23 protein-coding genes and 3 pseudogenes are annotated in these 25,955 nt (G+C 58.7%); 16 read left to right on the forward strand and 10 right to left on the reverse strand.

Features of this window, described 5'->3' with window-relative positions; translation table 11 throughout:
- From FHT76_RS27845 to FHT76_RS27865, 5 genes are all read left to right on the forward strand, one after another.
- Entirely contained in the window at positions 1-810 is an 810-nt protein-coding gene (locus FHT76_RS27845) for an alpha/beta fold hydrolase (protein ID WP_259186035.1), read from the forward strand.
- The gene (locus FHT76_RS27850) at positions 803-1,192 is read left to right on the forward strand and encodes a carboxymuconolactone decarboxylase family protein (RefSeq protein WP_259186037.1); all 390 of its coding nucleotides are present in this window, start codon (positions 803-805) and stop codon (positions 1,190-1,192) included. Before FHT76_RS27845 ends, FHT76_RS27850 begins: the two co-directional genes overlap by 8 nt.
- Before the next feature lie 138 nt (positions 1,193-1,330).
- Positions 1,331-2,164 carry a transporter substrate-binding domain-containing protein gene (locus FHT76_RS27855; protein WP_259186039.1) on the forward strand — a complete coding sequence of 278 codons (834 nt, stop codon included), beginning with the start codon at positions 1,331-1,333 and terminating at the stop codon, positions 2,162-2,164.
- A gap of 57 nt (positions 2,165-2,221) precedes the next feature.
- Positions 2,222-3,196 (forward strand): amino acid ABC transporter permease, encoded by a 975-nt coding sequence (locus FHT76_RS27860; RefSeq protein ID WP_259186040.1) that lies wholly within the window; start codon positions 2,222-2,224, stop codon positions 3,194-3,196.
- A complete protein-coding gene (locus FHT76_RS27865) occupies positions 3,193-3,936 on the forward strand; it encodes an amino acid ABC transporter ATP-binding protein (RefSeq protein ID WP_310503292.1) in 744 nt (247 codons plus the stop codon). Before FHT76_RS27860 ends, FHT76_RS27865 begins: the two co-directional genes overlap by 4 nt.
- Positions 3,937-4,357: 421 nt before the next feature.
- Here the strand turns inward: FHT76_RS27865 and FHT76_RS27870 are convergent, their stop codons facing one another.
- Complete coding sequence (locus FHT76_RS27870; protein ID WP_259186042.1) at positions 4,358-5,125, reverse strand: SDR family NAD(P)-dependent oxidoreductase; 768 nt, start codon at positions 5,123-5,125, stop codon at positions 4,358-4,360.
- Between the two features lie 328 nt (positions 5,126-5,453).
- Between FHT76_RS27870 and FHT76_RS27875 the strand changes: the two are divergent.
- Positions 5,454-5,660: pseudogene (locus FHT76_RS27875) on the forward strand (IS110 family transposase); the annotation flags it as partial.
- A gap of 139 nt (positions 5,661-5,799) precedes the next feature.
- Here the strand turns inward: FHT76_RS27875 and FHT76_RS27880 are convergent.
- Positions 5,800-6,068: pseudogene (locus tag FHT76_RS27880) on the reverse strand (NADH-quinone oxidoreductase subunit H); the annotation flags it as partial.
- 401 nt (positions 6,069-6,469) lie between these two features.
- Between FHT76_RS27880 and FHT76_RS27885 the strand changes: the two are divergent.
- A complete protein-coding gene (locus FHT76_RS27885) occupies positions 6,470-7,789 on the forward strand; it encodes an LLM class flavin-dependent oxidoreductase (protein ID WP_259186043.1) in 1,320 nt (439 codons plus the stop codon).
- Here FHT76_RS27885 and FHT76_RS27890 read toward each other — a convergent pair.
- The 4 genes from FHT76_RS27890 to FHT76_RS27905 all read right to left on the reverse strand — a co-directional run bounded on the left by FHT76_RS27890 (position 7,726) and on the right by FHT76_RS27905 (position 13,620).
- Positions 7,726-8,034: a hypothetical protein gene (locus tag FHT76_RS27890; RefSeq protein ID WP_259186044.1), complete on the reverse strand. Its 309-nt coding sequence runs from the start codon at positions 8,032-8,034 to the stop codon at positions 7,726-7,728. The genes FHT76_RS27885 and FHT76_RS27890 overlap by 64 nt on opposite strands.
- 171 nt (positions 8,035-8,205) lie before the next feature.
- On the reverse strand, positions 8,206-8,694 hold the full coding sequence (locus tag FHT76_RS27895; RefSeq protein WP_259129931.1) for an HD domain-containing protein: 489 nt from the start codon (positions 8,692-8,694) through the stop codon (positions 8,206-8,208).
- Positions 8,695-9,326: 632 nt separating this feature from the next.
- A complete protein-coding gene (locus FHT76_RS27900) occupies positions 9,327-10,238 on the reverse strand; it encodes a response regulator transcription factor (RefSeq protein ID WP_259129936.1) in 912 nt (303 codons plus the stop codon).
- The gene (locus FHT76_RS27905; RefSeq protein ID WP_259186045.1) at positions 10,231-13,620 is read right to left on the reverse strand and encodes an ATP-binding protein; all 3,390 of its coding nucleotides are present in this window, start codon (positions 13,618-13,620) and stop codon (positions 10,231-10,233) included. Before FHT76_RS27905 ends, FHT76_RS27900 begins: the two co-directional genes overlap by 8 nt.
- Positions 13,621-13,836: 216 nt before the next feature.
- Here FHT76_RS27905 and urtA point away from each other — a divergent pair, with 216 nt between their 5' ends.
- The 5 genes from urtA to urtE all read left to right on the forward strand — a co-directional run bounded on the left by urtA (position 13,837) and on the right by urtE (position 19,552).
- Positions 13,837-15,129, forward strand: a complete 1,293-nt coding sequence (urtA, locus tag FHT76_RS27910) for an urea ABC transporter substrate-binding protein (RefSeq protein WP_183756645.1) — start codon at positions 13,837-13,839, stop codon at positions 15,127-15,129.
- Between the two features lie 187 nt (positions 15,130-15,316).
- A complete protein-coding gene (gene urtB, locus FHT76_RS27915) occupies positions 15,317-16,933 on the forward strand; it encodes an urea ABC transporter permease subunit UrtB (RefSeq protein WP_259186137.1) in 1,617 nt (538 codons plus the stop codon).
- Positions 16,930-18,093, forward strand: coding sequence for an urea ABC transporter permease subunit UrtC (gene urtC, locus FHT76_RS27920; RefSeq protein WP_183756646.1), 1,164 nt, complete (start codon positions 16,930-16,932; stop codon positions 18,091-18,093). Before urtB ends, urtC begins: the two co-directional genes overlap by 4 nt.
- 6 nt (positions 18,094-18,099) lie before the next feature.
- Positions 18,100-18,855, forward strand: a complete 756-nt coding sequence (gene urtD, locus FHT76_RS27925; protein WP_183864247.1) for an urea ABC transporter ATP-binding protein UrtD — start codon at positions 18,100-18,102, stop codon at positions 18,853-18,855.
- A gap of 1 nt (position 18,856) precedes the next feature.
- Positions 18,857-19,552 carry an urea ABC transporter ATP-binding subunit UrtE gene (urtE, locus tag FHT76_RS27930; protein ID WP_183864248.1) on the forward strand — a complete coding sequence of 232 codons (696 nt, stop codon included), beginning with the start codon at positions 18,857-18,859 and terminating at the stop codon, positions 19,550-19,552.
- 38 nt (positions 19,553-19,590) lie between these two features.
- On the opposite strand, the gene FHT76_RS27935 is transcribed toward urtE, so the two are convergent.
- On the reverse strand, positions 19,591-20,196 hold the full coding sequence (locus FHT76_RS27935; protein ID WP_183756649.1) for a deaminase: 606 nt from the start codon (positions 20,194-20,196) through the stop codon (positions 19,591-19,593).
- Positions 20,197-20,207: 11 nt separating this feature from the next.
- Complete coding sequence (locus tag FHT76_RS27940; protein WP_259186048.1) at positions 20,208-21,728, reverse strand: nucleobase:cation symporter-2 family protein; 1,521 nt, start codon at positions 21,726-21,728, stop codon at positions 20,208-20,210.
- A gap of 370 nt (positions 21,729-22,098) precedes the next feature.
- On the opposite strand from FHT76_RS27940, the gene FHT76_RS27945 reads away from it, so the two are divergent.
- The 4 genes from FHT76_RS27945 to FHT76_RS27960 all read left to right on the forward strand — a co-directional run bounded on the left by FHT76_RS27945 (position 22,099) and on the right by FHT76_RS27960 (position 24,088).
- Entirely contained in the window at positions 22,099-22,512 is a 414-nt protein-coding gene (locus FHT76_RS27945) for a hypothetical protein (protein ID WP_183756650.1), read from the forward strand.
- Between the two features lie 460 nt (positions 22,513-22,972).
- On the forward strand, positions 22,973-23,380 hold the full coding sequence (locus tag FHT76_RS27950) for a hypothetical protein (protein WP_259186051.1): 408 nt from the start codon (positions 22,973-22,975) through the stop codon (positions 23,378-23,380).
- A gap of 197 nt (positions 23,381-23,577) precedes the next feature.
- Entirely contained in the window at positions 23,578-23,808 is a 231-nt protein-coding gene (locus FHT76_RS27955; RefSeq protein WP_183756652.1) for a hypothetical protein, read from the forward strand.
- A 28-nt stretch (positions 23,809-23,836) separates the two neighbouring features.
- Positions 23,837-24,088: a hypothetical protein gene (locus FHT76_RS27960; RefSeq protein WP_259186053.1), complete on the forward strand. Its 252-nt coding sequence runs from the start codon at positions 23,837-23,839 to the stop codon at positions 24,086-24,088.
- Between the two features lie 185 nt (positions 24,089-24,273).
- Here FHT76_RS27960 and FHT76_RS27965 read toward each other — a convergent pair.
- Positions 24,274-24,551, reverse strand: a pseudogene (locus FHT76_RS27965) (CrpP-related protein).
- 104 nt (positions 24,552-24,655) lie between these two features.
- Positions 24,656-25,936, reverse strand: coding sequence for a Xaa-Pro peptidase family protein (locus FHT76_RS27970; RefSeq protein ID WP_183864252.1), 1,281 nt, complete (start codon positions 25,934-25,936; stop codon positions 24,656-24,658).
- Positions 25,937-25,955 lie beyond the last annotated feature (19 nt).

The following is a 25,955-nucleotide window of genomic DNA, read 5'->3' on the forward strand; positions in this document are numbered from 1 at the left end:
ATGACAGAGGCTTTGCGCCATACCGTTGGAGATGTGACGCTCAACTACCGGATCGAGGGGCGCGGCGAGCCGCTGGTCTTGATCCATGGCGTCGGGTCCTACCTTGAGGCCTGGTCCGGCGTCGTCGAACGTTTGAAGGACCAGTTCACCATACTGACCTTTGACCTGCGCGGCCATGGCCAGTCCAGCAGGGTCAAAGGTCGCTACGAGATCGATGATTTCGTCAACGAGGCACTGGCGCTCGCCGACAGGGCAGGCTTCGCGACATTCAATCTTGCCGGATTTTCGCTCGGCGGCCTGATAGCCCAGCGTCTTGCCCTGACGAATCTCGGCCGGCTTCGCAAGCTGGTCCTGCTGTCGACCGTTGCCGGACGCACGCCGGACGAACGCACGCGGGTGCTTGAGCGGCTGGCAGCCTTGCGGGCCGGAACGCCTGCCGACCATCACAACGCGTCGCTGTCGCGCTGGCTGACGGAGGATTTCCAGGCGATGAACCCGAAGGTGATTGAACGGCTGCAGCTGCGTGACTCCGAAAACGATCCGGAATGCTACGCCGCGGCCTATCGGGTGCTTGCAGAAACCGACTTCGGCGGCTTCCTCGATCAGATCCGCTGCCCGACGCTGATTGCAACCGGCGAGGACGATGCCGGGTCCAATCCGCGCATGGCGCGCTACATGCACGAGCGCATTCCGGGCTCGGCGCTCGCGATCCTGCCTGGCCTGCGCCACTCCATTCTGATTGAAGCACCGGAAATGGTGGCGAACCTGATGCGCGGCTTCTTCAACCGCAAGGACCCGGCCCATGGATGAAACGTTGCGAAAGAGAGGTGAAGCGATCCGCCGAAAGGTTCTCGGCGACGAGTATGTCGATCGAGCAATTGAAAGCGCCGACGGCTTCTCTGCCTCACTTCAGGACGTTCTTAACGAATATTGCTGGGGAAAGGCCTGGACGGATGACGGGCTCGACCTAAAGCAGCGCAGCCTTCTCAATCTCGGCATGCTGGCGGCACTTAATCGCATGCATGAATTCGGCATCCATTTCCGTGGTGCGATCCGCAACGGGTTGAGCGACGACGAGCTTCGCGCGGCGCTTATTCAGATTGCCATTTACTGCGGCATTCCAGCCGGGGTCGAGGCGTTCCGGGTGGCCGGTTCGGCCCGCGACGAGATGCGGCAAAAAGGAGAACTCTGACGTCCATCGACCGAGGTGAGACGGCTTGCCTCTGCTTCACATTGCGGAAAGACGCAACGGTCTCTCCGCCCCAAGATCGGCTCAGGGTACTGGACCCCTGCGCCGGGAACGAAGAATGACAACAAAGGGAACCATCGCATGAACAGACTGACGAAGATTACCGCAGCCGCAGCATCGCTTGCGCTTGCCTTTTGTGCCATGCAGGCAAATGCCGGTGCCGTGCTCGACCGCGTCATGGCAGCCAAGGATCTGAAGGTTGCGACCGACGCCAACTGGGCACCGCAATCCTTCATGAACGAGAAGAACGAACTCGATGGCTTTGACATCGATGTTGCCAAGGACATTGGCAGGCGCCTCGGCGTGAAGGTCGAATTCGTCACTCCGGGCTGGGACATCATCACGGCAGGCAACTGGGCGGGCCGCTGGGACATGCATGTCGGTTCGATGACGCCAACCAAGAAGCGTGCCGAGATCTTCGATTTCCCGGCCGTCTACTATTACACCCCAGCTGCCGTTGCCGTGCACAACGACAGCAAGGCGGCCAAGGTTTCGGATCTCGATGGCAAGGTTGTCGGTACCACTGCCACCTCGACCTTCGAAGCCTATGCCAAGGGCGAGCTAACGCTCGATGCCGCCGGCGCGCCGCCCTTCAAGTACGAGTTCAAGCCGAAGGACGTGAAGTCCTATGCCAACTCGACAACTGCTTTTGACGACCTGCGTCTTGGTGACGGGACCCGTCTCGATGCCGTCGTCTCTTCGTTGCCAAGCATCCTCGATGCACAGAAGGCCGGCTATCCGATCAAGCGGATCGGTGATCCCGTATTTTACGAGCCGCTCGCCGTCGCGACCGAGCACGGCGACAAGGATTTCAACGACAAGATCGCCGAGGCCGTCAAAGGGATGCAATCCGACGGCACGCTCAGCAAGCTGTCGGTCAAGTGGTACGGCGTCGACTACACGGTAATAAAATAACTGGTGCATCCGACGGTCCGGGAAGCCGGGCCGTCTTTTCCGCCGAAGGGACAGGAAATGCTTTATCCCGATACAGTTGAGTCCGAGATCCTCGTCCACAAACCATGGTTCGTTGCGACCTTGTTTGCGTTGGTGCTTGCGGTCTTCCTGATGTTCAACCTCAGCAGCACGACGATGGGGGAATTGATGCGACCCGTCATCGGTGATCCGGTGACAAGTGGTCTCTATGGCCGGTTTGCGATTGCCTTCGTCGTCGCGGTGATGTTTGCATTGAACGTGGTGCTGATCGGCTTTGCACCTCTCAGGGTGCAGATCGCGATCGTCTGGTTCGAGCTGCTGTTGTTGTTCTTGGCCTTCTTCGAAACCTTTCATCTCAGCCTGCCCTTCATTGAGGAGAAGCTGCCGTTCCTGATTACACAGGGGTTGGTGACAACGGTCTATGTCTCGGCTGTATCGATCGTCATTGCTTCGGCCATTGCGATACTGGGCGCCGTCGCCAAGCTTTCCACCAACGGTTTTGCCTATGCAATCGCGAGCTTTTACACCTCCTTCTTTCGCGGTCTGCCGCTTCTGATGCAGGTCTATCTGATCTATCTCGGCCTGCCGCAGCTCGGCTTCGTAATCGATGCGGTTCCGGCCGGCATTCTCGCGCTATCGCTCTGCTACGGCGCCTACATGACCGAGATTTTCCGCTCCGGGATCCAGAGCATTGATCGCGGTCAATGGGAAGCGTCACGCTCGATCGGCTTCGGTTTCGGCATCACGATGCGCAAGATTATCCTGCCGCAGGCTCTTCCGGTCATCATCCCGCCGACGGGCAACCAGTTCATCTCGATGCTGAAGGACAGTTCGCTCGTCTCGGTCATCGGCGTCTGGGAGCTGATGTTCCTTGCCCGCACGCTCGGCCAGAAGACCTTCCAGCACATGGAGATGCTGATCTCCGCCGCCATGCTTTACTGGATCATGTCGATCTGCCTGGAGCTCATCCAATCCCGCATCGAGCGCCACTATGCCAGGAGCAAAATCCGATGAATGGCAACAACATCATTGAAGCAAGGAACGTGTCAAAATGGTACGGCAGTTTCCAGGTGCTGACGGATATCAATCTGACGGTCAGCAAGGGCGAACGCATCGTTGTCTGCGGTCCGTCGGGATCGGGAAAATCGACCTTGATCCGTTGCTTCAACCGCCTCGAAGCGCATCAACAGGGCGAAATTACCGTCAATGGCATCACACTGCACGACAGGATGCGCAATGTTGGAGATGTGCGCAAAAATGTCGGCATGGTGTTCCAGCACTTCAATCTGTTCCCGCATATGACTGTGCTGATGAACTGCATGGTCGGGCCAATGTGGCTCAAGGGCGAATCCGAGGCAAAGGCACGCAAGACGGCGATCGAGTTTCTGGAACGGGTCCGTATTCCCGAGCAGGCAAACAAGTTCCCGATCCAGCTGTCTGGCGGTCAGCAGCAGCGAGTGGCGATCGCCCGTTCACTTTGCATGCAGCCGGCCGTCATGCTGTTCGACGAGCCGACCTCGGCGCTTGATCCGGAGATGGTGTCGGAGGTGCTGGATACCATGACCAGTCTCGCCAGGGACGGCATGACCATGGTCTGCGTCACTCATGAGATGGGATTTGCCCGTGCTGTCGCTGACCGGGTTATCTTCATGAATTCTGGCCAGATCGTCGAAGAGGGAAATCCGGACGACTTCTTCACAAATCCGCGGCATGACAGGTTAAAGCTATTCCTGAGCCAGATCCTTAAGCACTGAATGGGGCGTCCGAGCAGGAATTTTCCGCCTATGAATTGGTTTCGATCGACGCGCCGCCAGATTTACATCTCGGCCAATGGAGTTCGTCTGATAGGTGGAGGGAGTACTTCGGACGTAGAAGAGCCGTTGCGAACATTCGCCATTACCATGCGCTTCCACATCAATATCCGGACGGCCGAAATACGACAACCAGGACGATGCGCGCTGATGGTCCCGTCGCTGGCCGAATGCTCTTTCGCATTCCTCATGAGTCAATCCTCCATGCTGAGGTAACTCAAATGGCGAACATGTGTTCCGACGAGAGTTATGCTCGGGTGAGTTCGTCCATTCCCTTCAAAGGCGGAAGGGCGGTCGCGGACGAAGGCCCCTGCTTTTATCTTCTTTGTATCGTCAGCCAACGTCGCGTCGGCTCTCCGGTCATTTAGAACAGCTTGACGTCGGTCAGAGTCTCAAGCTTCCTGATCAACTCGTCCTGATAATCTGGATCCGTGACTTCGTCTGCGGGCTTCCGCCGTTCGCGATGGTACCAATAGCCTCCGCTACTCCTGGCTTTCTCATCGTCGCTTGTCGCCAGCCACACTTGTGTCTGATAGCCCTCCCTCAGATTGTCGGGAGCGCCGGCACCCCCCATTTTTGTCGGGACCCACCCGGGATCGACGGCGTTGCTCAACACTTCGGGCCAGTAACGTGCGACAGCGGCAGCAAGCGCTGCAACATGGAGCTTGCTTTCTGAATACGCGCGACCGGTGTTCCAGGGTCGGCGTCTCCAGTCGATATCCTCGATTTCTCTTCCGCCGCTCTGATGCATCCCGCTGCTGAGGTAGACGAGCCGTTTCGGCCGCTCGATCAGCGCCGTCAAAATGTAGGGCGCAAGCGTGTTCACAGCCAGGACTTTGGGATGCCCTTCGGGAGTGTCACCGCGCGCAGGCTCGGAGTAAATTCCAGCATTGTGAATGACAGCGTCCATTCGGCCAATTGTGTTGAGTTGATCGGCCATTGATCTTGTTTCGGCGCCGTTTGAAAGGTCGCCCACCACGACACCAAGAGACTTCGCGGCGAGTTGGCCGATTGCCTTCGTCCGCTCTGAAGAACGGGCGTGAAGCACCACTTCGTGCCCATTTGTGATGAGTTCTCGTGCTGCGGCCAATCCCAGGCCATCGGTCGATCCGGTGATGAGGATACGGCTCACTTGGCAACTCCCATTTGTTAGATCCCGCACTGCACATAGGCGAGGAGCGGCCCAAGTCCAGTTTTCGGCGATTGCTCACCCCGCCAATTTTACCTCAACTGCCTTTATATATGGAGAAATAGCGGTATCGAGTATGACCATAGAACTAGGGCAAAAGGTGGCCAAGCAGTGCGCGATGACCGCGAAAGCATCGGTATTTTCGAACCCCTCATTGTTTCCCAAGGAGCTAAGCTAAGCTAAAATCCCATGGGGAGTGAATAGCGGTCGTCGCTCTGGCAAAGTGAGGCTGCGATAACGCACTCGCCTCATAGGAGACGCCGTCGCCGTTATGGAAACTGTCACTTCCCAACCGCATGCGCCGGCCGCTCTCCGCACTGATCTTGCCGCAATATTCGTATTATTGGAACTCTCTCGCTCAACGTGGTTGATCACATCGTTGTCGCCGGGAAACGGCGGGATGTCGAAGCACTCGGTGGCTGGCGGCGATGTGGCGGCATTGCTGCATCGTTTTGCGCAGCCCCAAGAGAATATGCGATCCCTGCGGGCAATAACTCGAGGCTGCGACCAGGGGGTTGAGGAAGACGCGCGGGATCACTGCGAAGCCCGCGGCCTTCGGACCGACAGACATGAAGGCGGTAATAGTGGTCGGCGCTCTCTCATAAAGGGTCCGCGGCGAAGGGAGGAGCAAGCGCGAGGATGGGGGCTATTTTGAAGAAGAATCGGTCGGCTTCCACCGGATGTCCTCTTTCGTCAGGAGTTTGATGCCGTCCGCCATCGGTTGTAGCAGCCCATGCCATCCCACGCGCATGGGCCCCATTCGTTGCTGCATGTGACCGGCGATCTTTCGTTTTAGCCAGGTCAGACGCAAGGGCAGCAACAGCAGCATCGCAATCAGCAACGCGACCGTGAAGGCGATCATACCGAGGGCGACAATGAGTTGCATGATCCGCAGCGACATATTCATGGCTGAAACACGTGACCAGACTTTGGCTCCGGCTATGCACTGAGTTCTTCGAGAATACAACGGCGAAGCAGACCACACAATGCGACTGCGCTTGTGTCGCCGCAAAGACTGATCCATGCCGCATTACTTTTCGATATCGCCTACGTCGTGACTGCTGCCGGCAGTTTGTTGTCGAAGTGAGGATGGCCAGGTCGTTGCCCCTCGAGGCGAGGGGAGGCGACCTGGCCGAAAAATGGAGTGGAAATCGAGAGATGATGAACCTGCAGCGTCTGTTTCAAACAGATTTTTCACGCACGCTGTCATTGGCGCAATGATGTGCCTTAGCCTGGTAGAGATGAATGGGTTACCTCTACACCGATCGATATCAGAGGCTTCGCGTCATGGCAAAATCTCTCCATCTTACAGCTTTCATGCGCCCGGTCAGCCTGCACACCGGCGCGTGGCGCTATCCCGGATCCTATCCGGACGCGAATTTCAATTTCGCCCACATCAAGTCGTTCATCCAGAAACTTGAAGCCGCAAAGTTCGACGCCTTTTTCATGGCCGACCATCTGGCTCTCTTGAATATGCCTGTCGATGCGCTTGTGCGCAGTCACACCGTCACATCGTTCGAGCCGTTTACGCTGCTTTCGGCTCTTGCCTCGGTCACCGAAAAGATCGGCCTCGCGGCTACCGCGTCGACCACCTTCGATGAGCCCTATCATGTGGCGAGGCGTTTCGCCTCGCTGGATCACATCAGCAACGGGCGCGCCGCGTGGAACATCGTGACCACCTCCAACCCCGACGCGGCACGAAATTTTGGTCTGGACGAGCATGTCGAGCATGGCGAACGCTATGCACGGGCGCGTGAATTCTACGACGTCGTAACAGGTCTGTGGGACAGCTTTGCCGATGATGCCTTCATCCGCGACCAGGAGAGTGGCATCTTCTTCGACGTGGGGAAAATGCATGTGCTCGATCACAAGGGAGCCGAGCTGAATGTGCGTGGCCCGCTCAATATTGCCCGACCCGTCCAGGGCTGGCCGGTCATCGTCCAAGCTGGCCAATCGGAACCTGGTCGCCAGCTCGCCGCCGAGACTGCTGAGCTCGTCTTTTGTTCCCCCCGTGACCTTGCTGCTGCCAGGTTGCTCTATGCCGACATCAAAGGACGAATGCCGGCGTTCGGTCGCAACCCTGAGCACCTGAAGATCTTGCCCGCGGCATTTATCGTGATCGGTGACACGGTCGAGGAGGCGAGGGCCAAGCGCGACATTCTCGACAGCCTCGTCCACTACGACAGTGCCATCGCTTCACTGTCTATCGCACTTGGACACGATGCCTCGGGCTTCGATCCAGACCGGCCCCTGCCGACGATACCGGAGACCAATGCCAGCAAGACCGGACGCGCGCAGGCAATTCGTCTGGCGGAGGAAGAGAAATTGACGGTTCGCCAGCTTGCCCAGCGTTACGGCGGCTATGCCGGGCTTGCTTTCGTGGGGACACCGCAAACAATTGCAGATGAGATGGAGGCCTGGCTTACACAACAGGCCGCAGATGGGTTCACGGTCGTCTTTCCGTTTCTCCCGCAAGGCCTCGATGACGTGACGCAGCAGCTTGTTCCCGAACTGCAACGCCGGGGCCTATTCCGCCATGACTATCAGGGGTCGACGCTGCGTGAACATCTCGGTCTTCCCCGACCAGGGAACAGGTTCTTTTGCTGATCACGGCGGGAATTCAAGGTTGCAGGAAGGAGAATGGGGCTTACAGACAATTGCCGACGCCGGCGCGCTGCCGAAGGCCGCGGCGTGCGACGAGGCAAGCTTTTAAGGGGTATCAGACCGATACTTTGCAAAATGCGCGGCGGCTTCTTGCAGGATGTCCTCGGCCCCTTGGTCGTGGCTCTTCCCGAAAGCTCGGCAGCAAGAGCTGCGCGACGGTGGAGTTCGGGAGCAACGCGTCGCATCATCTCGCCAGAAAACGGCTTTTGAGGCGCTTTCTCGATGTTCTTCCAGGTCTTGAGATAGACCGCCTCTTGAAAAGCCTTCCTAAGCTCCCATCGCGTACAAAATTGAACCGCGCTTCGTCGGTTCGTAGCGCTCGCCAGACCGGCGGGCTTCGGTTTACATCGAGAACGGCGTTAAGGGGGATCCTTGGCGGGTCTGGTCGGCTCGCAGCAGATCTGCGCGGCAAGTCTGAGGCCTTCCTGATACTTGGAGGGGTCCATCCCGCTCTCCTTGGCTTGGGCGAGATTGTCCTTCAGATCGGCGATCTTGACGGGCCGGGCCAACTCATTTGCCAGGGCACGCGTGACGAACTCTTCATCGCTTTCCTCGGATCGTCTGGTCAGTGCGTCGACGGCCTCGATGACCGCAGGCGTGAAATCCTCGTCCCGCAAACGATCCAGCGTCCACTCGGGTCCCTTTTCGACGACGTCATGCAGGTAGGCGACGACACGCTCACCACCGCTCACCGCGTCAGCCACCCGCTTGCAATGCAGGAAATACGGCTCGCCGGTCTTGTCGGTCTGTCCCATATGGGCCTTGAAGGCGATCTTGACTGCACGCAGGAGATCCGAGGCAGGCTGATCGTCGTGTTCATTGATCCATTCGCGCTGGTGGGCAGCCATGATCGTATCCCTCCACGGGCACCGTTATTGTTTTTCCGACAGGTCGAGAAGAATTCGGGCCTCGTCAAAATGGCCATTTCGATCACCATCGGCCTCGTTCGGAGAATAGCATGTGCTGGACACACAAATCCCGACAAGATGGTGCGGCTTGTTAGTCTTGCCGAATTCGCACAAGGTATCGGTCATGTCGGGCACAGCCACGCCTTCCCGCGCGCAACAGGTCATCCTCACTCCGGGTGGCTTCAGTTCCGGAAAGGACTGAATTGTCCCGACCGGACGTTTGTCCGTCATGAAGAAACCCCTGGCGACCGACTGACAGGTAGCCTCCAGATCCGGCGACTGCGCGAGGGCGCAAACCGGGAAACCGACGAGCAGGGATAAAGCCAGGCCGTTTCGCAAGAGCGTCTCCTCTGTCGACACTGGAGCGGGTTCTCCACCGTGCAATAACTGCCGAGGAAACCGAGAGTTCCTGCGACAACCTCCCGCACGACTTAAGTCCTATTGCGCCTGGCGCCGATGGCTCGCATCACCAATCTCATGGCCAGGAAGCTGGTATCGGTGCCGCCCCCTGAACGGGCACGGGGTCTGTCCCTGAGCATGGTTCAGTCCACCGGCTCCCTGCCTCTGATCCGTCATGTCTCGTGCAGGACGTGGGCTGCCTTGACGGCTGCCGAGGCACGGTTTTCGACGCCTAGCTTCACATAGATCTGCTCGAGATGTTTGTTGACGGTGCGTGCCGAGAGGCCCAGGATCTCGCCGATATCGCGGTTGGCCTTGCCCTTTGCAATCCAAAGTAACACCTCGGATTCTCTCTGCGTCAGCGAGAAATGCCGGCGCAGCACCTCGTCATCGGCGCGTGCATTGTTTGCGGTGAGCCGAAACAGATATTCATCCGCACCGATCGCGCCCAGGAAGGCAAGCTGAAGCACGTCCTTGCCCGCATGCGAGAGGGAAAACGCACCGTCGCGGCCGGAAGCTGGGCGTGTCTTCATCCAATCGGCAATCTTGCCGACAACCGTGTCCATGGCATCGTCTCGATCCATCGCCGCGTTGACGAGACGTGTTGCCTGTGGTGTCGACCAGTGAATGTCGCCGTTGCCCTTGACCGCAAGCAAATGCCGGCCGGCGGCGTCCAGCGCGACACGTGCGCTTTGCGTCGAACGGGCATTGCGCAGGTGCACGCCGATCCGCGCACGCAGTTCGTCGATATTGATCGGCTTGGTCAGGTAGTCGACGCCGCCGGATTCCAAGGCACGAACCACATGTTCGGTTTCCGTCAGACCAGTCATGAAGATCACCGGTATCTGGCTGATCGCCGGATTGGATTTGAGTTTTTTGCAGGTCTCGAAGCCGTCCATGGATGGCATGACTGCATCGAGCAGAATGAGGTCCGGCGTAATGCGTTCCACGATGCTGAGCGCAGCCGAACCCGATGTCGCGATCAGAACGGAAAAACCGGATTGCTCCAGAGCGTCGGCCAAAAATCCCAGGGCATCAGGCGAGTCATCCACCAAGAGAACAATATCGCGCGGGAGCTCAGCCAAGGGTATCTACCTTCTCGTCAAACCGGTGCAGGAAGTTCATGAGGCCATTCAGATCGAATGATGCCGCAAAGGAACGGAGTTCCTCCGTAAATGGCTGATTTGCCTCCACCTTGGCAAGGTCGGCGAGCTTTGCCTCGATTCCTCTGATGTAGCCGATTTCGGCGAGCCGCAACAATTCCTGGACGTGGGCAAGACCCGGGCTGATCAACGGTCGGTCGCGCCTGGCAGGTGCCGAGGGAGAAGCTGACTCCGCATAAATCCATTTCAGGCCCAGATGCACCGCAAGCTTGTCACGCAGTTGCTTGATGTCCACCGGTTTGCCGATGGCATCGCTGTGGCTGTCGTCGCTGTCGCGGTGAGCGGCCGCGTCGCCGATGTTGGCCGACAGCATCACGATTGGCGCGATCTGGCCGTTCGCGCGCAACCGCGAAACGAGCTGCCATCCATTCATGCCCGGCATTGAGATATCGACGAGGAACAGATCGGGCTGAATGCCCTCGATCAACGTCAGGCAGTCGGCCCCGCTTGCCGCGGTCAGCACGACGAAATCCAGTGGGACAAGCACCTCGCGCATCATCTCGCGATGGTCCTCGTTGTCATCCACGACCACGATCGTGCGGCGGGGACCGTCGTAGCTTACGATCTTCTTTTCCTGTGGCGGCACCGTCATTTCGCGAAGCACGGCGGAAAGCATGAGGCGAACGCGGAAGACCGTTCCGTGATCCTTCTCGCTCATCACCGAAATCTCGCCGCCGAGCGTGTTGGTCAGGAGTTGTGTGATCGTCAGCCCGAGACCGAGGCCCGGCATCGGCCTGATGCTATCGGCCTCGCCACGCTGGAACGGCTCGTAGATACGGCCCAAATCCTTCTCGGCAATGCCACGACCGGTATCGGTAACGGTGAAGGTTGCAACCTGGCTGCGGTAGCCGACATCGAATCTGACACTGCCTTCGTCAGTGAACTTGATCGCGTTGGAGAGCAGGTTCACGAGGATCTGGCGCAGGCGTTTTTCATCGGTGCGAACGAAGTGTGGCAGGACGGGGGAGCGGTCGTGATGGAAGGTCAGCCCCTTCACCTCGGCCTGCGGACGGAACATGTCGACGATCTGGTCCAGGAAATCGTGAATATTGATCTCGTTGGAATAGACCTGCAGCCGTCCGGCTTCGATCTTGGAAATATCAAGGAGACCGTCGATCAGGCCGGACAAATGCTCGGCGCTGCGGCGGATCACCTTGATCGACGACTGTCGTGGCGCGGGAATGGTGTCGTCGCGCTCGAGGATCTGCGCGTAGCCAAGCACGGCATTCAGCGGCGTGCGCAATTCGTGGCTGAGACCGACGACGTAACGGCTCTTCGCCCGGTTGGCGGCTTCCGCGGTCTCCTTGGCGGTCTGGAGCGCGGCGTCGGTCTTCTTGTGGGCGGCGATTTCCTTCAGCAGCAGGGTATTCTGGCGCGAGGATTCCTCTTCGGCAACGACACGGCTGTCATGCGCCAGCACATAAAACCAGCAGACGACGCCGGCGATGACGGCGAAGACGAAGAAGACAATCAGGATGGTTCGGTTGACCACCTCGGCGGTTTCCGGTGAGGCTGCAGAGACCTGATGGGCAATCATCGCAAGGATTGCGCCGACGGCCGTCAGGGCCAGCACCACGGCTATCCCGTAGCGGCCGAGGCGAGTGGTCAGCTTCTCGACGACCGTTCCAGGCAAAACCGCCTTCGCGACCGTGCCGACCTGGGCGTTGAAACGGCCCTTCGGCTTGCACATGTCATGGCAGCGGCTGTCGAGTGAACAGCAGAGCGAGCAGATCGGTGCCGCATAGGCCGGGCACCAGGCCATGTCCTCCGGTTCGAAGGGATGCTCGCACACAGAGCAGGTGATGTTGGTGAGGTTCTTCCAGCTGTGACGCGGCTTGCGAGCGAGGTAGAACTTGCCCTTCGTGGCCCACGCGATCACCGGCGAGGCAATCAGTGCAACCAGCAGCGTGATGTAGGGTGCAAGCGAGGCAGCGACGGGGCCGAAGACGCCGAAATGGGCGACAAGTGCTATGCCTGCCGACAGCGTCATTGCGCCCAGGCCAACCGGATTGATGTCGTAGAGATGGGCGCGTTTGAATTCGATGCCCGGAGGGGCGAGGCCAAGCGGCTTGTTGATGAAGAGATCGGCCGAGATCGTGCACAGCCAGGCCATGGCGATGATCGAGAAGATGCCGAGCGTTTCCTCAAGCAGCTTGTAGATGCCGAGCTCCATCAGCAGAAGCGCGATTGCCACATTGAAGACGAGCCAGATGACGCGGCCGGGATGGCTGTGGGTGAGGCGGGAGAAGAAGTTCGACCAGGCAAGTGAGCCAGCATAGGCGTTCATCACGTTGATCTTCAACTGCGAGACGACCACGAAAGCAGCCATCAGCAGAAGCGCAGCGTTGTGCCACGGGATCATGTAGCCGAAGGCCGTCAGATACATCTGGGCCGGATCGGCGGCACGATCGACCGGCACGCCGGACGCGAAGGTAAGGACGACGAGAAAGGAGCCGGCCAGCAGCTTGGGCGCCCCGATGATGACCCAGCCGGGGCCCGCCAGAAACACGGCAAGGCGGTGTCGCCAGTTCCGCTGCTTCTCCGGCGGCAAGAAGCGCAGGAAGTCGGCCTGTTCGCCAATCTGCGACATCAGCGCCAGGATGACGGCAGAGGCGGCGCCGAACTCCACGAGATCGAAAGGTGCCATCGTGCCCGGCGGTCCGGACGCATGGCGGATTCCGGCAAAGGCCCGCCAGAGGTCGAATTTCTCAAAATCCATCGCGGCGATGAAGAGGAAGGGCAGGACGTTGAGGACGATCCAGAAAGGCTGCGTCAGCAACTGAAACCGGCTGATCAGCCGGACGCCGTGGGTAACCAGCGGAATGACCATGACGGCGCTGATGATGTACCCGATCCATAGCGGGATGCCGAGCGTCAGCTCCAGCGCGCCGGACATGATTGAGGCTTCGATCGCAAACAGCATGAAGGTGAAACTGGCATAGATCAGCGACGTGACCGTCGAGCCGATGTAGCCGAAGCTCGCACCGCGCGTCAGAAGATCGATGTCGACGCCGTGCCGGATCGCATAGCGACTGATTGGCAGGCCAATCAGAAGCATGGCAAGGCTGGCGACGACAATGGCGAAGAAGGCGTTGGTCGTGCCATAAGAGAGAGTGATCGCGCCGCCGATCGCTTCGAGCGCGAGAAATGAAATGGCGCCGATCGCCGTTTGCGAGATGCGTTGCGACGAGAATTGCCGGGCGCTCTTTGCCGTAAAGCGCAGCGCATAGTCTTCCAGCGTCTGGTTTGCCACCCAGCGATTGTATTCGCGCCTGACCGGAATGATGCGTTGCCGCGCTGCCATGCCTTGGTGCCAGCCCCTTTGTTCCCCTTGTCATGCGTTCGTAACACGGAATGACACGAGGCTTAAGGTGCGGCGCAGCACAAAACTGCACATTTCGCCCCGTCTCCTACGTCATATTGCGTATACGCTTTCGCACCGCAGCACCGGATAGTCCGCTAAGCAACAGTTAACTGCCGCTTTCGGCCTGTTGTCGAACAAGAAGAGGGGATCAACCAGATGAATCTCAAGTCCTATATCACGGGCGCCGCACTCGGCGCCGTCATGTCGGCCACCGCCGCTTTCCACGGAGCCGTTGCCGCCGACGACACCATCAAGGTCGGCGTCCTGCACTCGCTCTCCGGCACGATGGCGATCTCCGAAACGACACTGAAAGACGCCATGCTGATGCTCATCGACGAGCAGAACAAGAAGGGTGGCCTTCTCGGCAAGAAGCTCGAAGCCGTCGTCGTCGATCCGGCGTCCGATTGGCCGCTGTTTGCCGAAAAGGCGCGCGAGCTGATCGAGAAGGACAAGGTCGCGGCCGTCTTCGGCTGCTGGACCTCGTCGTCGCGCAAGTCGGTTCTGCCTGTCTTCGAAGAGCTCAACTCGATCCTCTTCTACCCGGTCCAGTACGAAGGCGAGGAGTCCTCGCGCAACATCTTCTACACGGGTGCAGCGCCGAACCAGCAGGCAATCCCGGCGGTCGACTATCTGATGGAAAAGGAAGGCGTTAAGCGTTTCGTGCTCGAAGGCACCGACTACGTCTATCCGCGCACGACGAACAAGATCCTGGAAGCCTATCTCGAATCCAAGGGCATTCCAAAGGAAGACATCATCATCAACTACACGCCGTTCGGCTTCTCGGACTGGCAGACGGAAGTGAAGAAGATCAAGGAGTTCGGCTCGGCTGGCAAGAAGACCGCCGTGGTCTCGACCATCAACGGTGACGCGAACGTTCCGTTCTACAAGGAGCTCGGCAACCAGGGCATCAAGGCGACAGATATTCCGGTCGTTGCCTTCTCGGTCGGCGAAGAAGAGCTTGCCGGTCTCGACACCAAGCCGCTCGTTGGCCATCTCGCGGCCTGGAACTACTTCGAGTCGGTGGAAAGCCCTGTGAACAAGAAGTTCATCAAGCAGTGGCACGAGTTCACCAAGAACGACAAGCGCGTGACGAACGACCCGATGGAAGCCGCCTATATCGGCTTCAACGCCTGGGTCAAGGCTGTTCAGGCTGCCGGCACGACTGACACGGACAAGGTTCTCGACACGATCATTGGCACGACAGTTCCGAACCTGTCGGGCGGCTATGCGACCGTCATGCCGAACCACCACATCACTAAGCCGGTTCTGATCGGTGAAATCCAGGCGAACGGCCAGTTCGAAATCGTTCAGCAGACCCCGGCGGTCGTTGGCGACGAATGGTCCGACTACCTGCCCGACTCCAAGGACCTGATCTCCGATTGGCGCAAGCCCATGAACTGCGGCAACTTCAACGTTGCCTCGGGCAAGTGCGGCGGCAAGGGCTCCTGAGTGCGTTCCACCCCGTCACTCTGACGCCTGAAGACTTCCGCCCGGCGGCTCCTGTCCGGGCGGAAGGTTCATCCCCAGACATGCAGCCTTCGAGACGAGCGGCAATCGATCCGTCGGATTGCGCCGACAGAAGGACGATGTTCCCGATTGCGCCGGAAGGCCAATGATGACCGAGGCAAGAAAGCCGATGTATCGCGCCATCAAAATCCTGCTTCTTACGCTGTGCCTGGCCTTGCCGGCCCTTGCGGCTGTGAAAGCGCAGGACGATATCCATCCCCTGATCGATGCCTTGGGCGCCGGTGATTTCCCCGAGCGCGAAGCCGCGATCAAGGCACTGGTTGCCTCCAAGGACCCGCGTGTCGGCGAAATCCTCGAGCTTTTGAGCGGCGGAAAGCTCTACGTGAATTCCGAGACCGGCGGTCCTGTGCTGGTGCAAGGTGGCTCCGAGGACGAGCCGACTTATGCAGACCCGATTTCCGGCCAGGTCGTTTCCGACGTCGATCCAGACTACATGTCAAAGGTCAAGATCAACAATTCGCTGCGCACGGTGATCGCCACCGTCACGAGCCAGCTGACGCTGCTGAGCCCCGATCGAGGCGCACGGCTTGCGGCAGCCCAAGGCCTGCTCAAGGACGCCGATCCGGCAAACCTCGATCTCTTGACCGCAGCACTCGCCGAAGAGAAGGACGCCGAGGTCAAAAATGCCATGGAGGCCGCACGGGCCGTCATGGTGCTGAAGAGCGACGTCAGCGCCGAAGAGAAAAAGGCGGCGATCGACACGGTTGCGGCGCGCGGAGGGCGTGAGGCCCTGACCATCCTCAATTCTGCAATGGCGACAGCCCCGGAGGAACTGAAGGGTGAAATCGAGGCACATATCAACGCCATCAACCGCAGCCTGGCGTTTTGGGATGTCGGGCAGAATGTCTGGTACGGTTTATCGCTTGGATCGGTGCTGCTGCTGGCAGCGATCGGCCTTGCCATTACCTTCGGCGTCATGGGCGTCATCAACATGGCGCATGGGGAAATGGTGATGATCGGGGCCTATACGACCTATGTCGTGCAGGAGTACATCAGCTCCGCGTTTCCGGAGCTCGCAAACTACTCGCTCGCCTTCTCCGTGCCGGCAGCCTTCCTGTTTACCGGGCTTGTCGGCCTCGTGATCGAGCGCGTCGTCATTCGCTACCTCTATGGTCGTCCGCTTGAGACGCTGCTTGCAACCTGGGGCGTGTCGCTGATCCTGCAGCAGGCAGTTCGCACGGCCTTCGGGCCGACAAACCGCGAGGTGCGCAATCCGAGCTGGATGTCGGGTGCATTTGAGCTTGGCGGTCTCTCGATCACCTGGAATCGCCTCTGGATCATCGTCTTTTCGATCACCGTGTTCTTTGCACTGCTCTTTCTCCTGAAGCGCTCGGCCTTCGGCCTGCAGATGCGCGCGGTCACGCAGAACCGCCGCATGGCGTCATCGATGGGCATCCGTACCGGCTGGATTGATGCGTTCACGTTTGCGCTCGGCTCCGGCATTGCGGGTATCGCAGGTGTTGCCCTCTCGCAGATCGACAACGTCTCGCCGAACCTTGGCCAGAGCTACATCATCGACAGCTTCATGGTCGTGGTCTTTGGTGGCGTCGGCAACCTCTGGGGCACGCTGGTTGGCGCCCTGTCACTCGGCGTCCTCAACAAATTCCTCGAGCCTTTCGCGGGTGCCGTGCTCGGCAAGATCCTGGTGCTCGTCCTCATCATTCTTTTCATCCAGAAGCGTCCTCGCGGGCTCTTCGCACTCAAAGGAAGGGCGGTGGAAGCATGATTACGGCCTTCCTGCTCCGGTCTCTCGACCGCAAGATCATCGTTGCCATCGTCATTCTGCTTGGACTGGCCGTGCTGGTCCCCGTGCTCAACCTGATGACCGGCCCGGCCAATCCGCTGCACATTCCGACCTACATCATGGCGCTGTTCGGCAAGTATCTGACCTATGCGCTGCTGGCACTGGCGCTCGATCTCGTTTGGGGCTTTTGCGGCATCCTGTCGCTTGGCCACGGGGCTTTCTTTGCGCTCGGCGGCTATGCGATGGGCATGTATCTCATGCGCCAGATCGGTCCGCGCGGCGTCTATGGCGACCCTGTCCTCCCTGACTTCATGGTGTTCCTGAACTGGAAGGAACTGCCCTGGTTCTGGTATGGGTTCGACAAGTTCTGGTTCGCCGCGCTTATGGTTCTCCTGGTGCCGGGGCTGCTTGCCTTCGTCTTTGGCTGGTTCGCCTTCCGCAGCAGGGTCAACGGTGTCTATCTGTCGATCATCACGCAGGCGATGACCTACGCGCTGCTGCTTGCCTTCTTCCGCAACGACATGGGTTTCGGCGGCAATAACGGCATGACCGACTTCAAGGAAATCATCGGTTTCAGCGTCCAGGCGGACGGAACGCGCGCCGCCCTCTTCGCCGCCACAGCGATCTTCCTTGCGCTCTCCCTGATGATTGCCTCGGCCATCGTGCGCTCGAAATTCGGAAAAGTGCTGGTCGGCGTGCGCGATGCGGAGGGCCGCACGCGCTTCCTCGGCTACCGTGTGGAACACTTCAAGCTCTTCACCTTCGTCGTTTCCGCGATGATGGCGGGCGTTGCCGGCGCGCTCTACGTGCCGCAGGTCGGTATCATCAACCCCGGTGAGTTTGCCCCTGCCAATTCCATCGAAGTCGTCATCTGGACGGCTGTCGGCGGACGCTCGACGCTGATCGGCCCGATCATCGGCGCCATCCTGGTCAATGGCGGCAAAACGATCTTTACTGGTCTGTTTCCCGAGTTCTGGCTGTTCGCGCTTGGCGGGCTCTTCGTGCTCGTCACGCTGTTCCTGCCCAAGGGCATCGTCGGCACGATCGCCCAGTATCTCCCGCGCCGCAAGCCGATGACGGAGGCCGCACCGCCTGTCCTTCAGGGCGAGCGCGTCGATGCAAAAGTCCAGCCGGCGGAGTGAGCAATCATGATCCCTGACGTCAAACCAAGCAGCGTTCTCTATCTCAACAATGTCTCGGTTTCCTTCGACGGTTTCAAGGCGCTCAATTCGCTGTCGATCGTCATCGAGCCCGGCGAACTGCGCGCCATCATCGGTCCGAACGGCGCCGGCAAGACGACGATGATGGACATCATAACCGGCAAGACCCGACCTGACGAAGGCGAGGTTTTCTTCAACGGCGACGTCGATCTGACGAAGCGGGACGAGGCCGACATCGCCCAGCTTGGCATCGGCCGCAAGTTCCAGAAGCCGACGGTCTTTGAAAGCCATACGGTCTGGGACAACCTGGAACTGGCGCTGAACCGCAAGCGTAGTGTCTTTGCGACACTGTTCTACCGGCTCTCAAGCGAGGACAAGGCACGTATCGAGGAGATCCTTGAAACGGTTCGGCTGACCCATCGGCGTGACGAACTCGCAGCCAACCTCTCGCATGGCCAGAAGCAATGGCTTGAGATCGGCATGCTCCTGGCGCAGGAGCCGAAGCTGCTTCTGGTCGACGAGCCGGTTGCCGGCATGACCGATGCCGAGACAGCGGAAACCGCGATCCTGCTCAAGGAAATAGCCAGGACGCGGTCGGTGGTCGTCGTCGAGCATGACATGGGGTTCATCCGCGACCTCGGCGTCAAGGTGACCTGCCTTGCCGAAGGGTCGGTGCTGGCAGAGGGATCGATCGATTTCGTAAGCGCCGATCCGAAGGTCATCGAAAATTATCTGGGGCGCTGAGATGCTGACAGTCGAGAATGCAAACCTTCACTATGGCGCGGCACAGGCGCTGCGCGGCATCTCCATCAAGGCCGAGTTGGGCAAGATCACTTGCGTGCTGGGGCGTAACGGCGTGGGGAAGAGTTCACTTCTTCGCGCCGTTACCGGCCAGCATCCCTTGTCGGCTGGCAGTGTCAGCTTCAACGATGTGAAGCTCAACGGAATGCCGCCCTTTGCCCGCGCCAAGCAGGGAATCGGCTACGTGCCTCAGGGTCGGGAGATATTTCCATTGCTGACCGTCAGGGAGAACCTCGAGACCGGCTTTGCCCCGCTCGGACGCCGGGATCGCTCCATTCCCGATGATATCTTCAGCCTTTTTCCGGTGCTGCAGTCGATGCTCGGACGGCGCGGCGGCGATTTGTCAGGCGGGCAGCAACAGCAACTGGCGATTGGCCGGGCGATGGTGACGCGGCCGAAGATCCTGGTGCTCGACGAGCCGACGGAGGGCATCCAGCCCTCCATCATCAAGGATATCGGCCGGGCGATCCGCTACCTGCGCGACTCGACCGGTATGGCGATCCTGCTCGTCGAACAATATCTCGATTTCTGCCGCGAGCTTGCCGACTATGTCTACATCATGGATCGCGGCGAGATCGTTCATGAGGGAGTTGCCGAAACACTCGACACACCGGAAGCGCGTCGCCATCTGACTGTTTGAGATCTCTACCATCGAGACAATGCGCCAGGCAGAGCCTCTCAGTTCAGCGGGATTGCATTGTCACCCTTGCTTGCCTGGTAAATTGCGGACAGCTCGTCGTACTTTTGCCGGATGGCCTCGGCACGGTCCGCCAGCTCCGAGCGCTGCGGCTCGGGAAGGTTCTCAATCTGGCCATGGATCGAAACGCCTTTCCAGAACGCATTTGTCCTGTTGTAGCCTCCAGGATCCAGGGTAAAGACCTCCTTCAGGATCTTCAGGTCGTGCGGGATCGAAAACGCGTCGCGCGAGTCCTCGTGACTGAAGAAGTAATAAAAATTGTCGAAGCCTGCCCAGGTGATTGCCGAGAGGCACATCGAGCACGGCTCGTGTGTCGACAGGAAGATCAGATCGCGCGTATCGGGACGATCTGTGCCTGTGATCTCGTAGAAGCGCTTCAGCGTGTGGACTTCACCGTGCCAAAGCGGGTTCTCTGTCTCGTTGTTCGTCTCGACAAGGATTGTCGAAAGGTCGGATTTCCTCATCAGCGCGGCGCCGAAAATCTTGTTGCCGGCGGAAACACCTGCTTCCGTCGACGGAATGATGCCGTTCTCCATGGTGCTGAGAAGAGCGCAGAGAAGTTCATATTGGTCTATTGGCTGTGTCATGTTGTCTCCTGTCAGACAGCGTGTGTGGCGATAGCTTTTCCGTCTGTCCTTCCGCTCCGGTGATGTGGTTCCGCAACGACCAGCGGCACCTCATTTCCTTTGGCGTCGTAGAGTTTTCCGTCGAGGAAATAGTCGCCATCGTGCAGACGGGCGATGTCCTGGTAACGGATTGTGCGTTCCGTCGCGGCGACGAAGACCGACTGCTGATCGGAATTCCCGAACGTCAGGTGGTTGAACAGAAGGTTGAGCGCGATCGCCATTAACGCCGCAGAACTGATCCCGGAATGGAAGATCGTGGCGAACCAGGCTGGGAAATGCTCGTAGAAACCGGGCGCTGCGATTGGGATCATGCCGAACCCGATCGACGTCGCAACGATGACGAGGTTCATGTTGTTTTCGTAATTGACCTTGGAAAGGGTGCGGATACCGCTCGCTGCGACCGTTCCGAACAATACCACGCCGGCACCGCCAAGAACCGAGCTCGGCACTGAGGCAACGACGCGTCCCACGACCGGAAGCAGTCCCAGTGCAACGAGAAAGATCCCACCGGTGGCAACGACGTACCGGCTCTTGACGCCGGTGACGGCGACCAGGCCGACATTCTGGGCAAAGGCGCTCTGCGTGAACGAGCCGAAGATCGGTGCAAGGATACTCGAAAGCATATCGGCCCTGAGCCCGTCGCCCAACCTTCGGGAATCCACCTTCGTTCCAACGATCTCGCCGACAGCGAGAATGTCCGCCGACGTTTCGACGAGTGTCACCATGATCACGATGAACATCGAGATGATGGCGGCGAGTTCGAAGGTCGGGTAGCCGAAGTGGAAGATCTGGGGCAGGCCGAAGAATGGGCCGTCAACCACGTGCGAGAAGTCCGTCATGCCCACCGCGTAGGCGATGCCCGTGCCGATAAGAATGGCAAGCAGGATCGATAGCCGTGATATCGATGCACTTCCGAGTTTGCTCAGGACCAGCACGATGACCAGTGTCACAGCTGCGAGCTTTATATTCGCCGTACTGCCGAAGTCGGGCGCGTTCCGATTGCCTCCCATCGCCCACATCGCCGCCACGGGCAGGAGCGTCAGGCCAATGGTCGTGATGACGATCCCCGTCACCAGCGGCGGAAAGAAGCGAGTGATGCGCGAAAAGACGGGCGTAATCAGGAGGCCAATCAGCGAAGCCGCAACGACTGCACCCAGGATGGAGGGAATGCCGCCATTGCCCGAGATGGCAATCATCGTCGCCACACCCGAGAATGAGACGCCCTGGACGAGCGGCAGGCGGCTGCCGAAGAAGGGAAGCCCGATTGTTTGCAGGATGGTTGCCAATCCCCCGGCGAAAAGCGATGCCGTGACAAGCAGACCGATGTCGCCAGACGTCAATCCTGCCGCCTGACCAAGGATCAGCGGCACCGCGACAATGCCGCCATACATTGTCAGGACGTGTTGCAGGCCAAATGCTATATTTGCCCAGATGCTGAGCCGTTCGTCTTCCGGGTTGGGCTTTCTTACGTTTTCCTCGATGATTGCTGCCAAGGTCGTCTCCTCCGTACCTCTGCAAATGTCCCGTCTCCCGAGGGACAAACTGAACGGTAGGGTAAGAAGGAACCGTTGGCTTCCATAAAAAAACTGAAACACCTTATCGAAAATCAAAAGGGTCGCTGAGCGAGATGCCAACCACTTGTTCAGCTTTGCAACGGCGATCCTAGAAAATACGCGATTGTAATCCGGTCAGGGCGGTTGTCGTAGCTGTTGCTTCACAGCTGGTAAGTGGAGGTCGACCAGGCTTGTCTCACACGGGCCGTCAAGGCGCAGAATCCATAGTCAACAAGTTGTAAAGAATACTGTGCGTATCTTTACCACGACTGCACAGTCAAAAGACATTTCGCTTATCAAGGAGTTTCACATGGCTGACGAAATGAATGCCACTGCCAACAGCGCTACTGCACCTGCAAATGCACCAAAAGAAAAGAAGACTCGCGCGCCGCGCAAGCCGAAAACGGTCGCTGAAGCGGCCGTCTCCACTTCGGTGAGTGAACCGGCGAAGAAGCCGCGGGGTCGCCGAAAGAGCGTGGAAAAGGCGGAGGCCGTTGCTCCGGTAGTGCCTGTGGCAGCGAAGAAAGCTGCTTCGGTCAAAACGGCTGAAAAGAAGCTACCCGCAAAGCGTGGGCCCCGCAAGGCTCAGGCAGTTGCGCCTGCGTCGGACGACTTTGCAGATCTGCTGAAGCTTGAAGAGGAAAATCAGAAGCTCCGCAAGGCGCTGGCCGAGAAACTTCGTGCGGAGAATGCAGACCTGCGCAAGAGGCTCGGCGCTGCGTGATTTGAACGTCTTAGCTGTGATAGAATACTAACTTCTCCACAGCGATCAGACTGATGACCGGGCTGGCATTGCAAGCCCGGTCTCCCGCCCGGTATCATACTTGTGGGGCACCGAGTCGGGAGGCGGATCGATGAGATCACCGTGGAAACTGATCACCGGGATCGTATCCCGGGGCAAGCCGGAACTGTCTGATGAGGCCGAGCGTGAAATCCAGGCTTTGCCAGGGTCCAATGCGGGAGAGGCTGCCGGTCCGCTTCCGGCAACTCAGGCATCGCCACATTCCATTATACATCCCGCCGAGGAGGGGCCGTCCGTCGCGCCTTCAATCGGCTCAGTCGATGGCCTTGCACGACTGACGTCATTACCTGAGTTGAGGCCGATTTCCGGGCTTGCCTCGACGGACGATATCGAGCCGGTGCTGGCGACAACGATCAGGTTGGTGACGAAGGACAGGTTGAGCTTGCGCGCGGAGCTGGCGGCTTCGACCGCCGCCCTTGACGCGCTTGAAACGCATGCTCCCGACATTTCTCTCATTGCCAATGTCAATGGAGATGAAAAGCCGTCCGAGCCCGCCAAGTTGTTGAAGACTGATGTGGGCAACAAGCCGGACGGCACGGGCCAAACAACACGAATCGAGCGAACGGACGTACAGGCGCCAGCGCATCAGACAGCAGGTGCGAAGCCTCCCATAAAGGTGAGACGGCGCAATACGCGCGGAGCAGCCAAGGTATTGCCGAAGATGGATTCCATCGTCGAACCAATACGCTTGGAAGATGAGATAAACGAACTGAGAAAGCAGCTGGCTCAAAAGCTTCGTATCCAGAACGAGCAACTAAAAGCGATGCTATCCCGATTCGACGCTTATTGAGCAGGACGGTCGTTTAACGCTCGCGAATTGATCACCCCTCACTTCAGGTGAACCACCAGCTTGAAACAAGGACTATTTCCAGGTCGGTGAAGACGCCCATTCTTCATCTATTCCTTGAGAAGACTAAACACGAAGCGCGTGGACAACTCTAAAGGCAGCGCTAGATTCTTGACGATCACCAAAAGGATGGATCGCACATGACCAGACGTGATGGACAGTCAGCTTTGATCTCGAAAGCGGTGAAACAGTGGTATTCATTCTACGAAATTCAGCCGGATGAGGCGTCGTCCGAAACACTCTGCAAGGCCGCGATAGGGCTTCTTGAACAGGGCTTCGACAGTGAAGACATTGCGACGCTCCTGATCGGCAAGTACGTCGGCAAATGGGCAACCAGGATCAATGCGCCATCGTCCAACACGGTACACTGACCTGGTCTTGCACTTCAGGATAGATGCGATGGTCGATCATATTGAAACCGCCCCCTCCACATGGGGCGCCGACCTTGCGACGCAGATCGCAGATCTTGTCGATCAGTACGTCGCACTGGGCGTGAAGCAACAGGATGTTTTTCAGGAGATCATGAAGGAAGTAGGACGGCTTCGGGACGAGCTCGAACACGATCCGGATCCTGCCGACGATGTTTTAGCATCTGACGTCATCGATGAACCATCAAACGATTGGCCCGCCGCCGACCGGGGCAGCCCTTAGCGACGCATGTCGTCAAATCTGCTCTGTGCAAAGCGCGGGGGTAACGCTCCGGTCGCGTTTTCCCTGATAGTTACAGGAGAGCCTAAACCTGCGTTGCTCTTCTCCCTATTCGCCGTAACGGGTGGTCGTTTTTCAAGCGCCAAAACTGTGCCGGCAACGGACGAGCATCACGCAACTGTTATTTGTCAGGACGTATTCGACGGTGAGGTTCGCGCGCCAAGCGGTTTGACCGACGATTGAATGAGTTCGCGAACGTATTTCGAGAGTTTGCCCTCGCGACTGGCGTCTTCGGCCTCCCAACCGAATTTCCAGGCATCGTGACGCGCCGTCCAATCTCCAGGAGAGTTATCGTCCCGTTCGGCAAGCGCTCCTGCTGAAGGTATGGATTTTCATGTGCCTTAAGACAGAGTATCCGGGCTCTTGAGCCTGCCTCCTGAAGGTCTAACAACTCTTCGATCGTCATGCGCTAATTCCTACACCCTGGAGGCATGCTACCTACCGGAATGATGGACTAAGTCCGTTTCCGACAGTCGTCGAGATATGACCGCACGCCCTGCCGTCGCGACGTCAGAGATCCTCCCACGGAAAGCTATCCAGACGTTCCGCGCCATGGCGTGTGACAAGCGCCTGCGTCTCGAGTTTGATGCTCTCGGAACCGTCCTCGGCAATGAGGCTCTCGATATTGAGGACCATTCCTTCTTCGATCAAGCCGCTGAATGCGTCATCGTAGTCGGGATGGAGAAGGATTCCGGGCCACTCGTCGGCCATGCCGGTTCCGTGCGCCGCCAAAGTGTAGCGATAGGGAATGTACGTCTCTGGAATGCGCCAGCTCTTGTCGTTGAATTCGCCGAAGGACATGCCGGCTCGGATGATCGACAGGTTGTGGTCGATCTGGTCCCTCGCTGCCGAATAGAGTTCCTTCTGCTTTGTATTCATCGCAACGTGCCCACAGGTCCATGAGCGGGAAAGATCGGCGCAATAGCCGTACGGACCGATCATGTCCGTGTCGAAGGAGATCATGTCACCGCGTTTTATGATGTAATCGGAGCATTCCTGGTACCATGGGTTCGTGCGGGGTCCCGCTGTCAGGAGCTTTGTCTCGAGCCATTCTCCGCCGCTGCGCGCATTCTCGAAGTGAAGTTCGGCCCAGATCTCACGCTCCGTGCGCCCCGGTTCGGAAACCTCGTACATTCGTGCCATGCCGGCCTCGCAGACCCGGATCGTCCACCGCATGAGCTCAATTTCTTCCGCACTCTTGATCGAACGTGCGCGTTCCGCAAGCTCCTGACCGTCCAGCAAGGTAAAGCCATGGCTCTGAAGCTCGTGGGCAGGCGCCGGTTCGAGCCGGTCCACACCGATCCGGCCGTTGCTGCAGTGAGAGCGAACGGTGTCGGCAATCTCCTCCGCCCACGCCTTCATCCGGGCTTCGACAAGATTGCCCGAAGTGAAGAAGAGGAAGGACTTTGACGTCCGGACCTCGTCGATGCCAGGCAGCCCACCATTGACGTGCTCCGATCCTTCGAATTCGAACATGATCGCCGGTCCGTTCGCGAGGATGAGCGCATATCGAGAAGGGTTATGCATGGTCCAGATGCTCATGTTCGAACAATCGAACGCATATCGAATGTTGACGGGATCGTAGAGCAGAAGGGCTGCACAATCCGATTCCTCCATCTTCGCTCGCAGGCGCCCGAGACGATACCGCCTGGCGCTGTCGAGGGTCGATGGAGGGATCGGACTGATCAGCGGACGGTCCGCTCCCTCTGGGTTGAGATAGGTCAGCTTGCGATCGTCTTTGAAGACGGGCGCGGCTGATGATTGCGACGACTTCTCCTCGCTACGCAGCATCTGTATGCCCTCGGATCAA

The organism is Rhizobium sp. BK176, assembly GCF_024808055.1.